Here is a 12,503-nt window from a genome sequence, read left to right as displayed (position 1 = left end):
CTGAAGGGATCCTTACGTGGCGTCTCCTGGTGATCCGCCGTCCGCCGCAGCCCTCGCGGCCGAGGCCCCGCTCCTTGCGGGGCGGTCCTGCGGGGAGGGGCCGACCGACCTGTGGGCGCTGGGCCTGGTGATGGCGGCGGCCCCCTGCGCGGCCCGCGAGGCGAAGCAGATCCTGCTGGCCGCTGCCGACCGGGCCCGGATCACCGCGACGGAGGCGGCGGCCGCGATGGTCGCCGTTTCGCTGGGCATGCCCGTCCCGGCGCGGGTGGAGCGGGCCCTGCGCAAGGCGGTGCAGGCGGCCCGGACCCCCCTGCCGCCGGGGGCCTTCCCGGCGATCGGGATCCTGCCGAGCCGGCCGCGGACCGAGGAGGTCCTGTCACGCCTTCGCGGCTGCCAGGCCCGCCTCGCGGCCGACCCCACGGACCCCGGCACGCTCCGGGCCATGGACGACGTCGCCTACACCCTGTGCGTCCTGATGGGCCGCCCCTCCACCCCCGAGGCGGTCCTGGCGGCGGAACGGCACCTGGCCGCGCCGGAGTAGGGCCGGCGGGTCCGGCACCGCCCCCCGGCTCCGGGCCGCCGGGTCGCCCGGTCCGCACGGCACGCGGCACGGACCGGGGGCGGCGGGTCACCAGCGGACGGGGAGCTGCCGTACGCCGCGGATCAGCATGCCGGGCACCCAGGAGAGCTTGGCCTCGTCGGCGTCGCTCGCGAGCCCGGGGAAACGCTCCAGCAGCGAGCGGAGGGCGATGCGGCCCTCCATCCGGGCCAGGGGCGCGCCGAGGCAGTAGTGGAGCCCGTGCCCGAAGGCGATGTGGCCGCGCGCGTCACGGCGGATGTCGAAGCGGTCGGGGTCCTCGAAGCGGGCCGGGTCGCGGTCCGCGTCGGCCATGGTGATCAGGACGGCGGAGTTCTTCGGGATCACCACCCCGCCCATCTCGACGTCCTCCAGGGCGAGTCGCTCGGTGCAGGTCTCGACCGGCCCGTCGTAGCGGAGCATCTCCTCGATCGCGCCGTCCAGCAGGCCGAGGTCCGCGCGCAGGTCGGCGAGCTGCTCGGGGTGGGCGAACAGGGCGCGCATCCCGTTGCCGATCATGTTGACGGTGGTCTCGTGCCCGGCGATGAGCAGCAGGACGCACATGCCGATCAGCTCGGACGGCGAGAGCCGGTCGCCGCCCTCGTCGACGGCGTGGATCATCGCGCTGAGGAGGTCGTCCCCCGGTTCGGCGCGCTTGGCGTCGATGAGCGTGGTCAGGTACCGGGGCATCTCCTCGTAGGCGCGCGCCTCGGCCTCCGGGCTGGTGCGGGCGACCATCTCGTTGGACCAGTCGCGGAACGCCTCGCGGTCGAGGGCCGGGACGCCCAGCAGCTCGCAGATGACGGTCATGGGCAGGGGGAAGGCGAAGGCCTCCACCAGGTCGCCGCTGCGGCCCTCGTTCGCCTCCATGGCGTCGAGCAGCTCGTCGGTGATCTGCTGGATGCGCGGTGCCAGCGCCTCGATGCGGCGGGGGGTGAACTCCCGGGCCACCAGGCGGCGCAGGCGGGTGTGGTCCGGCGGGTCGGACATCAGCATGTGCGCCAGTGCCGGGTGGTCCTGTTCGGTGTTGATGATCTGCCCGATGTCCCCGGACCGGCGCCAGTCGCGGCTCAGCCGCGGGTCGGTGAAGGCCGTGCGACAGGCCTCGTGGCCGACGATCAGCCACATCTCCTCGCCGTCCGGCGTGCGGACGTGGTGGACGGGCCCCCGTTCGCGGAGCGTGGCGTAGACCGGGTACGGGTCTCGGACGAAGTCCGGGCTGAGCTCCAGCAGATCGACAATGGCAGGCTGAAGTGCCATTCCATTCCCCCTGAATCGAATGTCCCGCGGCGTCATACCCGCCGCGCGTTCACCCCACAGTAGTCGGACTGTCACCCCGGGCGGCGGGCACCTCCCCTGTTGCGCTTCGACGCCCGGCCGACGCATTCCGGCGCCGGAAGTGGGCAGACGCCCACCGGAGATGGGAGAACACCATGATCATTCTGGGTATCATCCTGCTGATCGTCGGCTACGTCGCCGGTATATCCATCCTGTGGACCATCGGCATCATCCTGGTCCTGATCGGCGCCATCCTCTGGATCCTCGGGTCCGTCGGACACGCCATCGGAGGACGACGGCACTACTGGTAGCCCGGCAGACGCCGGGTACGGCGCCGCCCGGCGCCCGAACGGCCGTGCGGGCCGAAGGGGTCACCCCTCCGGCCCGCTCACCGCGCCCGCAGGGGGGTCGCGCCCGTGTCACGCCCCCGGGGGCGTGGTCCTCGGGCGGTCCGGTGCCGCCCAGCCGCGTGAGCAGGGCGCCCAGGTCGCCGATCCCGCCCGGGGCCCATCCGGCGCCCCGAACACCTCGGCGGCGACCCGTTCGGCGGCCCTGAGGCACTCGCACAGCCCGTGTCCGTAGGCTGACCCCCGTGACGGTGAACGCTGATGTGGTGACGGACGGCCCCCGGGTGCTCTACGGGTGCATGGGCCTGGGCGGCGGCTGGGATCCCGGCCCCTACGGGCCCCGGGACGTCGACACGGCCGAGGAGGCGGTCCGGGCCGCCCTCGACAGCGGGATCACCGTCTTCGACCACGCCGACATCTACCGCCACGGCAAGGCCGAGGCCGTCTTCGGCGAGGTCCTCGCCCGGACGCCCGGACTGCGCGGGCGGATCACCCTCCAGACCAAGTGCGGCATCCGCCTGCCCGGCCGGGACGGCGGCCCGGCCCTGTACGACCTACGCGGCCCGAGCATCGTCCGGCGGGTGGAGGAGAGCCTCGAACGGCTGCGGACCGACGTCATCGACGTGCTCCTCCTGCACCGCCCCGACCCGCTCACGGACCCCGACGAGATCGCGTCCGCCCTGATGTCCCTGCACGGCCAGGGCCTGGTGCGCTCCTTCGGGGTCTCGAACACCGGTGCCGCCCAGATCGCCCGCCTCCAGGCGCGGCTGGACGTACCGCTGGTGGCGAACCAGCTGGAGATGAGCCTGCGCAGCCGCGCCTGGGTGGAGGCCGGGGTCCTGGTCAACACCCCCGAGGGCGCCGGCCACGGCTTCCCCGCCGGGACCCTGGAGCACTGCCTCGACCACGGCATCCGGCTCCAGGCCTGGGGCGCGCTGGCGCAGGGCCGGTTCACCGGCGGGCAGCGGACCCCCGCCGAGCGGGCCACCGCCGCCCTGCTGGAGGAGCTGGCACGGAAGAAGGACACCACCCCGGAGTCGGTGCTGCTGTGGTGGCTTACGCGGCACCCCGCGCGCATCGCCCCGGTCATCGGCACCGCGCGGCCCGACCGGATCCGCGCCTGCCGCGACGCGGCCGTGCGCCCGCCCGACCTCACCCACGAGGAGTGGTACGAGCTGTGGACCACCGCCCGGGGCGTCCCGCTGCCCTGATCGCCGCTCCCCGGTCACTCGTCCCGCCGGCCCGGGGCCAGGTGGGCCACCACCTCGGCGAGGTCCTCGCACACCTCCTCGATCTTCAGCCGGATGTTGTTCTGCTCGGTGACCATGGCCGACAGCAGCAGTCCCGTCAGGGCCGCCGCCCCGTTGAGGGCCTGGAGGTTGACCATGATCTCCAGCAGGCCGTGGTGGGCGAACGGCCCCGCCCGGTCGATCGCCGCCCCGACCGCGACGACCGACACCAGGAGGGCGCAGGGCGCGCTCCCGGCCAGCTGGAAGCGCACCGCGGCCCAGATGAGCAGCGGGAAGACCAGGAAGAGCAGCGACAGGCCGCTGTGGGTGGCCACCGCGGTCACCGCCACCGCGGCGGCCATCAGGGCGACGGCCTCGGCCACCCGGTAGGGGTCCCGGGGCATCCTGGCCCCGCGCAGGACCAGCAGCAGCGGGGTGACCAGCAGCACCCCCATCGTGTCCCCGGCCCACCAGGCCGACCACACCCCCCAGAACTTCGGCGGCGGCAGATCGCCCGTGAGCAGCAGCGTCCCGGCTCCGGCGGTGGCGCTGACCAGCATCGGCAGCAGCCCGCCCAGGAACACCAGCGCCAGCCCGTCCCGCAGCCGGTCGAGCTCGGGCCGGAACCCGACGGCGCGCAGCAGCGCGTAGGCGCACAGCGGGGCCAGGGTGTTTCCGGCGACGATGAGCAGGTCGACGGCGCGGAAGGTGCTGATCCCCTCGATGGCGAGGTAGGTGCCGAGGGCGATTCCCGGCCAGATCCGCAGGCCGAACCAGAGCAGCGCCGCGAGGGCGATCCCGGTGGGCGGCCACAGGGGCGTGACGACCGAACCCTCGACGACCACCTGCCGCAGCAGGCCGAGCCTGCCGCTGAGGTGGTAGGCGGCGGCGACGCCGAGGATCCGCAGGAGCGCTACGGACGGACCTCGCCATTCCACGGTGCGCACCACAGCATCAGACAACAGCCCGGCCGCCGGGGCGGGGCGTGACACGCCTGGGCCCCGTCGTCAAAGTCGCGCCGGGCCGGCCGAAACCCTGACGACAGCCCCCGGGTCCGGGATCAGGGGGCCGCCGGATCGTGGCTGAGGACGAGCACCGCGGCGTCGTCGGCGTGGCCGGTGGAGTCGGCCACCTGCATCACCGCGGCGGCCAGCTCGTCCGGGTCGCCGCCCGCCGCCTCCCGCACGATCCGCACCACCCGTTCCAGGCCCACCTCGATCGGGAAGGCCGGCCCTTCGACGACCCCGTCGGTCAGCAGGACGATGGAGCCGGCCTCCGTCAGCCTGCGGCGGGTCACCGCGTACCGCGCCCCGGGGACGGTTCCCAGGGGCGGGCCGCCCGCGTCCTCGGCGATGCCGTACCGGCCGCCGGCGGTGGCCCAGACGGTGGGCACGTGGCCGGCCCGGGCGCTGGCGAGGTCGCCGGTGCGCGGGTCGTAGCGGAGCAGGGTGCACGTGGCGAACAGCTCGCTGTCCAGGGAGAGCAGCACGTCGTTGGCCCGGCCGAGTACCTCGCCGGGGTCGGTGACGACGGCCGAGACGGCGCGCAGGCAGACCCGGACCTGCCCCATGAACGCGGCCGCGGCGACGTCGTGCCCCTGGACGTCGCCGACGGAGAAGGCGAGTGCCTCCTCGGGCACCCGGAACCCGTCGTACCAGTCGCCGCCGATCTCCAGCCCGTGCTGGGCCGGCGCGTAGCGGGCGGCGGTGCGCAGGCCCGGCAGGACGGGCAGGGAGGACGGCAGCATCTCGCGCTGGAGGGCCTCGGCCAGCTCCACCCGGGCGTGCTGGAACCGCGCCCCTTCCCGCGCCTGGGCACTGAGCCGACCCAGCATGCTCAGCAGGTCGGCGCTGTCCGGCCGGTGCGGTTGGCGCCGAGGGGTCACGGACCCCTCCGGGGTATGTGCATGCTCTCCCTGTCTCCCGCCGGGCGAAGGACCAGGGCCATCTTATTTCGGCCACGCGGATTCCGCCGGGCGGGCGCCGTCGGGCCGCGACCGCCGCCGCCCGCCCCTCACCGCCGGACGCCGTCGAGCGGGGTACGGGGGGTCGGTGCGCATGCCGGGGGCCCGCGGGCCGTCGTCACCCGACGATCGGACGGAGCGCCAACGTGCGCTGTTTTCGGCCACGGTGACGGTGCCTCGGGCCCTGCCGCCATGACCTGCTTTGCGTGATCTTGCGTAAGCTCTTGATCGACTCGGCCGCCGGCTGCCCCTCGTTCCGCCCGGCAGCCCCTCTCCGGGTCACGGGAACCGCACCGACCGAGTAAGAGGAACAACGTGCTCCTGCCCTTGAACCGCCGTCTGGCCGTCAGCGCCGCCCTGCTGGCCACGGTGGCCGCCGTGGCGCCCGCCACCGCCGCCCAGGCCGCGCCCGCCGCCTTCACCGGGGCCTCCCGGACGGCCGCCGCTCCCGCGCTGCCCGAGCCCGATCTCGAAGCCGTGGCCCAGGCGTTGCGGAACACGACCGCGGCCGGCGCCCCCGGCGCGCTGGCCCGCATCGGCGACGGGAAGGGCGTCCGCGTCGAGAAGACGGGCGTCCGCCACACCGGCACCGGCCAGGGCATGGACCCCCAGGCCCGCTTCCGGGTCGGCAGCGTCACCAAGACGTTCTCGACCGTCGTGCTGCTCCAGCTGGTGGACGAGAAGAAGATCGAGCTGGACCAGCCGGTCAACCGCTACCTGCCCGGCCTGCTGCCCGACGACCGGATCACCGTGCGGCACCTGCTGAGCCACCGCAGCGGTCTGGCGGACTACACGAACGCGATGTTCGACAAGACCGTGCCCGGCTTCGAGGCCGTACGGAACAAGGTGTTCGGCTACGACGAGCTGGTGAAGCTCTCCCTGGCCGAGCCGCGCACGACGGAGCCGGGCGTCGCGTACAAGTACTCGAACACCAACTTCGTGGTCGTCGGCATGCTCATCGAGAAGGCCACGGGCCGGCCGGTGGCCAAGGAGTACGAGCGCCGCATCATCAAGCCGCTGAAGCTGCGCAACACCTCGTACGTGCACCCCGAAACCAGGATCAAGGGGCTGCACACGCACGGCTACCTCACCCCGGACGAGGCCGGCGCCCCGCTGGTCGACTCGACCGAGCAGACGGTGTCGTGGGCTCAGTCGGCCGGTGCGATGATCTCCAACCCGGCGGACCTGGGCACCTTCATGTCCGCGCTGGTGAGCGGGAAGCTGGTGGCGCCCGCGCTGCTCGACCAGATGCTGACCATGACCCCGACCGACGCGACCAACACCCGTTTCTACGGGCTGGGCCTGCGCCGCTACGACCTGTCGTGCGGCACGTCCGTCTACGGGCACACCGGCACCGTGCAGGGCTTCTACACGTACGCCTTCGCCACCCGTGACGGGTCGCGCACCCTCACCGCCATGGCGAACACCTCGAACCGGGGCGAGGCGAACACCGCGCTCGGCGGAACCCTCGAAGGGGCCTTCTGCGGCAAGAAGCCGGTGAAGGCGACCGCCCGCGGCTTCGCGGCGGCACCGGCCGACGTCGACCTGCCCGAGCGCAACGCCCGGTGACCTCGGGCCGCCGCGGGCCCCCGGGCCCGCGGCGGCTCCGGCCGTGCGTCGCGGCACCGGCCGTGCGTCGCGGCATTGGCCGTGCGTCGCGGCACCGGCCGTGCGTCGCGGCACCGGCCGTGCGGCTAGGCTCGGGCGGTGAACGGCCGTCACGTCCAGGGGGACCACACCGACATGACCATCCACCGTCCCGGCCTGCCCGGGGACCTGCCGCCCGCCGACGTGCTGTGGACGCACTGGGCGCTGGTCGCCGTACTGGAGGCCACCACCGAGGCGGAGGGCCACGGTGTGCACCGCACCGGCCACTGGATCGACGAGGAGGGGCTCCACCTCGACGACTGCGGCTGCACCTGGTGGACCTTCGCGCGGACCGGCGGGGGCCGGTACGTGCTCTACGGCGAGGACGAGTCGAGCGGTGTCAAGTGGCACGAACCGGCCGTGGACATGCTGGCGGGCGGCCCCGACTGGCTGCCCCGCGAGACGCTCGGCGAGCTGCGCGGCAGCTGGGAGCTCGGCTGCGTCTACTGGTACGAGGACGGCGCCTGGGCCCGGGCGCCGTATCCCGAGGACCTGGACGACGACGGCCTGGACTGCGGGATGAGCCGCTTCACGGAGCGCCGGAAGCTGCTGGCCCTGCTCGACGGCGCCTGGGACGACTGCCGCTGCGGGCGGGATCCCGGCCGCCGGGAGACCGCGGCGCGGCTGCTCGACGCCGCCGTGCTCCGCGAGCTCACGCCCGGGATGCTGGAGGAGGTGGCCGCCGGCTGTACGTGCGGGCACTGGGACGTGCTGGCCATGCTGCGCGCGCTCACCCGCTCCGGGCTGGCGGACGGTTCGCCGGCGGCCGCCGTCAGAGGGTGACCCAGTAGCGGCGCTTGGGGCCGACCAGGGTCTCGCGTACGTCCTCCAGCACGCCGCCGCCGCGTTCGATGGTGCGGGCCGAGGCCGCGTTGCCGGGGTCGCAGGTGAGCAGGACCCGGTCCATGCCGAGCAGCCGCGCCTCGTGCAGGACCTCGCCCAGCGCCCAGGAGGCCAGACCGCGGCCGCGCGCCGAGGGGCGGACGCCGTAGCCGATGTGGCCGCCGGCGTCCAGGAGGAAGGCGTTGAGGTAGTGCCGCAGGTCGATGGCGCCGAGGTAGGTGTCGCCCTCGGTGATCCACCAGTGGGTGGCGTGGACCCGTCCCTGTTCCAGGGGCGCCGTGCGGTCGGACCGGCCGCGCAGGCGCCCGGTCCAGGCGGCGAAGCCCTCGGGGGTCGCGACGTCGTCGTCGGCGCCGAGCCCGGCGCCGTCCATGTGGGCGTCGGGGCCCCACTCCTCCTGGGCGGAGAGCCAGGAGGAGTGCAGGCGGGGGGTGGGGGCGATCAGCTCGGGCATGTTCCGGACGGTAACAGTCCGATGATCCGACTCCGCAATCCGGCCGCACCCGCCGGCACCCCGGGCCCGGCCCCCGGCCCGCCCCGGCCCCCGGCCCGGCGGCGGTCACCGGCGGGGGCGGTCACCGGCCCGTTCCGTACGCCGCCCACCGGCTGATGCCGAACCCCTCCCCCTCCCGGCGGACCTCCACGGCTCCCGCCCCGCCGAAGTGCGCGGGCACCACCAGCTCCCGCCGGTCGGCGGCCCGCCCGAGGATCCGGCGGCGCGTGTCCGCCGCCCGGCCCGGGTCCACGCAGAAGCAGCTGTTGCAGGAGGGGTCGAGGATCTGGACCGGGCTGTGCAGGAGGTCTCCGACGAAGACGGCCCGGTCGGTCCCGGAGTCGAGGCGCAGGACCGACGATCCGGGGGTGTGGCCGGGGGCCGCCTCCAGCGTGAGGTGCTCGTCGATGCGGTGGGAGCCTTCCCAGAGCACGGCCTGCCCGGCGCGGTGGACGGGTGCGACGCTGTCCTCGTAGACCAGCCGGTCGTCCTCCCGCACACCGCCGGCGTACCCGCCGGCCGGGCCGAAGTGGTGGTCGTCGGCGGCCGGCACCAGGTAGCGGGCGTTCGGGAAGGCGGGGGTCCACTCCCCCGGGGTGTCCCCGGCGGCCCTGGTGTTCCAGCCGACGTGGTCGGCGTGCAGATGGGTGTTGACGACGTAGTCCACGTCCTCGGGGAGCACGCCCGCCCGGGCCATGGCGCCGAGGAAGTCTCCCTGCCGCCGGTGGAAGAGCGGGACCCCGGGGCGCTCGCGGCCGTTGCCCACGCCGGTGTCGACCAGGACGGTGGTGCCGCCGCTGCGCAGCACCCAGGTCTGGAGGGCCATCATCGCCGTGCCGTCCTCGGGGCGCAGGTGGTCGGGGGCCAGCCAGTCCTCGTTGTCCTTCCACATCCGCTCTCCCGCCTGCGGTACGAGGCCGCTCGCGGGTCCGAAGGGTCCCCGGTACTCGACGACCCGGATGACCTCGACGTCGCCGAGCAGCATGGTGTTTCCGTTCGCGTTGTCCATGATCGTCACTGTAGGAAGACGGTGATGAGCGGCTCAATGCCCCATCCGCTCTCCGCGATACGTGATCGTCTCACCCGGAAGCCTCCGGCTAGGCTGGCGCGATGGATGTGGTGAGCGACGCGATCTCGGCCGTACGGGTCGGCCGGCCGTCGTCGGACCGGATGCGGCTGGAGGGCGGCTGGTGCGCCCGGTTCGCCCCGTACGACGGCGCCGGCTTCCACGTCGTGCTGGAGGGCGGCTGCTGGCTGCTCCCCGACGGGGGGCCGCCGGTGTCGCTGGGCGCGGGTGACGCGGTGCTGCTGCCGCACGGCACGGGGCACGTGATCGCCGATTCCCCCGCGGACGCGGCGACCGTCGCGCGGGCGGTGCCGTTCGAGTCGGTCCGGCCGGCGGTGCGGGAGCCGGGGGCGCCCGGCGGCGGGCCCGGGGCGGTGGAGATGCTGTGCGGCAAGTACCGGCTCGACCGCAGCCGGGCGCATCCGCTGATGGCGGAGCTGCCGCCGGTGGTCCACCTGCCGAACCGGGTGGGCGCCCGGCCCGAGCTGCGCTCGGCCATCGATCTGCTGGGCCGGGAGCTGGGCGGGCAGCGGCCGGGGGCCGGGGTCGCGGTGCCCAGCCTGCTCGACCTGCTCCTCGTCTACATGATCCGGTCCTGGCTGACGGCGGAGGGCGCGGCGGGTACCTGGCCGGCCGTACTGGGGGATCCGGTGGCGGCCGCCGCGCTGCGGGCGCTGCACGCCGACCCGGCCGCGCCCTGGACCAACGACCGGCTGGCCGCCGAGGCGGGCGTGTCCCGTCCCACGCTGGCGCGGCGCTTCACGGCCCTGGTGGGGCGGCCCCCCATGGCGTACCTGACCTGGTGGCGGCTGAATCTCGCCGCCGCCCGGCTGCGCGACACCGAGGATCCGCTGGCCGCCGTGGCGCGCCGCGTGGGGTACGGGACGCCGTACGCCCTGTCGCACGCCTTCAGCCGGGAGTTCGGTACCACTCCGGGCCGCTACCGGGCCCGGTGGACGGCGGGCGCGGAACCTGCCGGGTGAGACCGGACCCGGGGCGGAGACCCCGGGGAACCCTGTCCGGAACCCGCCCCTACACTTTGTCCTTCGTTTACCCATGCCCTCCGAACCGCGCAGGAGTCCCCGCATGCCCCACCTCATACGCCGTCCCGCCCGGGCGGCGGCCCTGGCCGCCGCCTCTCTGCTGGCGGTCCCCGCCCTGGCGGCCTGCGGAAGCGATGCGAAGGCTCCGGCGGGTGCGAAGCCCTCCGGGTCGGCCAGTGCCTCGGCCGTCGCGCTGCCCGCGCTGCCCGCCTCCCTGACCGGGCAGAAGCCCGACTGGCGGACCTGCCCGGCGCCGTCGGCGGCCCAGGGCGAGGGGAAGGCCCCGGGGGCGGCCTGGGAGTGCGCGAGCATGAAGGCGCCGCTCGACTACGCCAAGCCGGACGGCGAGACCATCGACGTGGCCCTGATCCGGAAGAAGGCCACCGATCCCGGCAAGCGGATCGGCTCGCTGGTCTACAACTTCGGCGGTCCCGGCGCCTCCGGTGTCGTGACCCTCCCGCAGGCGGCGGACGAGTACAAGAAGCTGGGCGCGGTCTACGACCTGGTCAGCTTCGACCCGCGCGGCGTGGGCAACAGCGCCCCGGTCGTCTGCCTGGACGACAAGACGCTGGACGAGGGCGGCGGCTCCGGCAGCACGCTCGACGAGGTCAAGAAGTTCACGGACGCCTGCAAGCAGAAGTCCGCCAAGCTGCTCCCCCACGTCGGCACGGCCAGCACGGCCCGCGACATGGACCTGATGCGCCAGGTCCTCGGCGACCAGAAGCTGAACTACTTCGGCATCTCCTACGGCACCCAGCTGGGCGGCGTCTACGCCCACCTGTTCCCGAAGAACGTCGGCCGCACCGTCTTCGACGCCGTCGTCGACCCCACCGCCGACGACGCCCAGGCCGGGCTCGGCCAGGCCAAGGGCTTCCAGCTGGCGCTGGAGCACGCCATGAAGTACTGCCGCGACAAGTACACCGCCAACTGCCCGACCGGCTCCAGCGACGCCGAGGGCAACAAGCGGATCAACGAGCTGATGGAGAAGCTCAAGACGAAGCCCGCCGCCACGGAGAAGGGCCGCAAGCTCACCTCCGACCTCGCGCTCACCGGCATCGCCGCCAGCCTGTACGACAAGGAGACCTGGGAATACCTCGTCCAGGGCCTCGGCGAGCTGCGGCAGCTGGGCACCGGCAACATCCTGCTGGCGCTCGCGGACGCCTACACCGGACGCGGCGACGACGGCCGCTACAACAACTCCAACGCCGCGCAGGCGGCGATCAACTGCGCCGACACCAGCCGCCGTTACACCGTCGAGGAGAAGACGGCGCAGGAGCCCGCCTTCCGCGCGGCCTCCCCGGTCTTCGGCCCGGAGATGGTGGAGGGCCTGCTGGGCTGCTCGCAGTGGCCCGTCCGCGGTACGAGTGACAAGCCCGAGGTCTCCGCCGCGGGCGCGGCCCCCATCGTGGTGATCGGCAACACGGGTGACCCGGCCACCCCCGTCGAGGGCGCCAAGCGCATGGCGGACGCGCTCGGCCGGGGCGTCGGCGTCAACCTCACCGTCAAGGGCGAGGGGCACGGTTCCTACGGGAACAACGCCTGCGCCACCAAGGCGGTCGACGCGTTCCTCGTCGACGGCACCGCTCCGGCCGACGGGACCGAATGCTCGTGAGCGTCCATCTCCGCCCGTACCGACCTCTGTTCGGCTGCCGCCAGGCCGCCGCCTACACTTGTGCCGCCCGGCCCGCGGTGCCGGCTTCAGGGGAGTGAAGTCCTAAGTGAGCAGCACCAGCAGTGATGCGCCGATCTACGCCCAGCTCGTACGCGAGCGCGGTGATGTCCCCGGTCAGGTCCGCCGGGAGGCGGAGGAGATCCTCCGCCACCTCGCGCAGGTGATGGCCTGGCGTCCTTCGTCGGCCGGCCTGCCGAACTGGCGGCCCCAGTAGGCCCATCGGGGCGGGGGGGGAGGGGGGGGGGGGGGGGGGGGGGGAGGGGGGGGGGGGGGGGGGGTGGGGGGGGGGGGGGGGGTGGGGACTGGGGGGGGGAGTGTAGGGGGGGGGGGTTGAGGGACGCGGGG

Annotated in this window: 13 protein-coding genes; 8 read left to right on the top strand and 5 right to left on the bottom strand. The window is 74.2% G+C overall.

The genetic code is table 11. The features are described 5' to 3' along the window. Positions 1-16: 16 nt before the first annotated feature. On the top strand, positions 17-541 hold the full coding sequence (locus AC069X_RS23235; protein ID WP_478730968.1) for a DUF5133 domain-containing protein: 525 nt from the start codon (positions 17-19) through the stop codon (positions 539-541). 87 nt (positions 542-628) lie between these two features. Here AC069X_RS23235 and AC069X_RS23230 read toward each other — a convergent pair whose 3' ends face one another. Continuing rightward, positions 629-1,837, bottom strand: coding sequence for a cytochrome P450 family protein (locus tag AC069X_RS23230; RefSeq protein ID WP_478730966.1), 1,209 nt, complete (start codon positions 1,835-1,837; stop codon positions 629-631). A gap of 173 nt (positions 1,838-2,010) precedes the next feature. On the opposite strand from AC069X_RS23230, the gene AC069X_RS23225 reads away from it, so the two are divergent. Together AC069X_RS23225 and AC069X_RS23220 are read left to right on the top strand one after the other, a co-directional pair. Next, positions 2,011-2,166: a DUF6131 family protein gene (locus tag AC069X_RS23225; RefSeq protein WP_478730964.1), complete on the top strand. Its 156-nt coding sequence runs from the start codon at positions 2,011-2,013 to the stop codon at positions 2,164-2,166. 281 nt (positions 2,167-2,447) lie between these two features. Further along, a complete protein-coding gene (locus AC069X_RS23220; RefSeq protein WP_478730962.1) occupies positions 2,448-3,413 on the top strand; it encodes an aldo/keto reductase in 966 nt (321 codons plus the stop codon). Positions 3,414-3,427: 14 nt separating this feature from the next. On the opposite strand, the gene AC069X_RS23215 is transcribed toward AC069X_RS23220, so the two are convergent. Both AC069X_RS23215 and AC069X_RS23210 read right to left on the bottom strand, forming a co-directional pair. Then, positions 3,428-4,381 carry an MASE1 domain-containing protein gene (locus tag AC069X_RS23215; protein ID WP_478730960.1) on the bottom strand — a complete coding sequence of 318 codons (954 nt, stop codon included), beginning with the start codon at positions 4,379-4,381 and terminating at the stop codon, positions 3,428-3,430. Between the two features lie 110 nt (positions 4,382-4,491). Continuing rightward, entirely contained in the window at positions 4,492-5,316 is an 825-nt protein-coding gene (locus tag AC069X_RS23210; RefSeq protein ID WP_478730958.1) for a PP2C family protein-serine/threonine phosphatase, read from the bottom strand. A 399-nt stretch (positions 5,317-5,715) separates the two neighbouring features. Between AC069X_RS23210 and AC069X_RS23205 the strand changes: the two genes are divergently transcribed. Both AC069X_RS23205 and AC069X_RS23200 read left to right on the top strand, forming a co-directional pair. Next, the gene (locus AC069X_RS23205) at positions 5,716-6,963 is read left to right on the top strand and encodes a serine hydrolase domain-containing protein (RefSeq protein WP_478731133.1); all 1,248 of its coding nucleotides are present in this window, start codon (positions 5,716-5,718) and stop codon (positions 6,961-6,963) included. 138 nt (positions 6,964-7,101) lie between these two features. Further along, complete coding sequence (locus AC069X_RS23200; protein ID WP_478730956.1) at positions 7,102-7,824, top strand: hypothetical protein; 723 nt, start codon at positions 7,102-7,104, stop codon at positions 7,822-7,824. On the opposite strand, the gene AC069X_RS23195 is transcribed toward AC069X_RS23200, so the two are convergent. Then, entirely contained in the window at positions 7,814-8,338 is a 525-nt protein-coding gene (locus AC069X_RS23195) for a GNAT family N-acetyltransferase (RefSeq protein ID WP_478730954.1), read from the bottom strand. The genes AC069X_RS23200 and AC069X_RS23195 overlap by 11 nt on opposite strands. A gap of 121 nt (positions 8,339-8,459) precedes the next feature. Further along, positions 8,460-9,386, bottom strand: a complete 927-nt coding sequence (locus tag AC069X_RS23190) for an MBL fold metallo-hydrolase (protein ID WP_478730952.1) — start codon at positions 9,384-9,386, stop codon at positions 8,460-8,462. Positions 9,387-9,487: 101 nt separating this feature from the next. Between AC069X_RS23190 and AC069X_RS23185 the strand changes: the two genes are divergently transcribed. From AC069X_RS23185 to AC069X_RS23175, 3 genes are all read left to right on the top strand, one after another. Continuing rightward, the gene (locus AC069X_RS23185) at positions 9,488-10,426 is read left to right on the top strand and encodes an AraC family transcriptional regulator (protein ID WP_478730950.1); all 939 of its coding nucleotides are present in this window, start codon (positions 9,488-9,490) and stop codon (positions 10,424-10,426) included. A gap of 103 nt (positions 10,427-10,529) precedes the next feature. Continuing rightward, the gene (locus AC069X_RS23180; RefSeq protein ID WP_478730948.1) at positions 10,530-12,098 is read left to right on the top strand and encodes an alpha/beta hydrolase; all 1,569 of its coding nucleotides are present in this window, start codon (positions 10,530-10,532) and stop codon (positions 12,096-12,098) included. 106 nt (positions 12,099-12,204) lie between these two features. Continuing rightward, complete coding sequence (locus tag AC069X_RS23175; protein ID WP_361611516.1) at positions 12,205-12,372, top strand: hypothetical protein; 168 nt, start codon at positions 12,205-12,207, stop codon at positions 12,370-12,372. Positions 12,373-12,503 lie beyond the last annotated feature (131 nt).

The organism is Streptomyces sp. NPDC043896, from assembly GCF_056435605.1.
The sequence above is the reverse complement of the archived record's forward strand: the minus strand, read 5'-3'. Positions and strand labels throughout refer to the sequence as shown.

Excerpts from the sequence above, each read along its gene's own strand:
- AC069X_RS23195 (WP_478730954.1), bottom strand. The coding sequence starts at position 8,338 with ATGCCCGAGCTGATCGCCCCCACCCCCCGCCTGCACTCCTCCTGGCTC.
- AC069X_RS23230 (WP_478730966.1), bottom strand. The coding sequence starts at position 1,837 with ATGGCACTTCAGCCTGCCATTGTCGATCTGCTGGAGCTCAGCCCGGAC.
- AC069X_RS23185 (WP_478730950.1), top strand. The coding sequence starts at position 9,488 with ATGGATGTGGTGAGCGACGCGATCTCGGCCGTACGGGTCGGCCGGCCG.
- AC069X_RS23225 (WP_478730964.1), top strand. The coding sequence starts at position 2,011 with ATGATCATTCTGGGTATCATCCTGCTGATCGTCGGCTACGTCGCCGGT.
- AC069X_RS23180 (WP_478730948.1), top strand. The coding sequence starts at position 10,530 with ATGCCCCACCTCATACGCCGTCCCGCCCGGGCGGCGGCCCTGGCCGCC.
- AC069X_RS23190 (WP_478730952.1), bottom strand. The coding sequence starts at position 9,386 with ATGGACAACGCGAACGGAAACACCATGCTGCTCGGCGACGTCGAGGTC.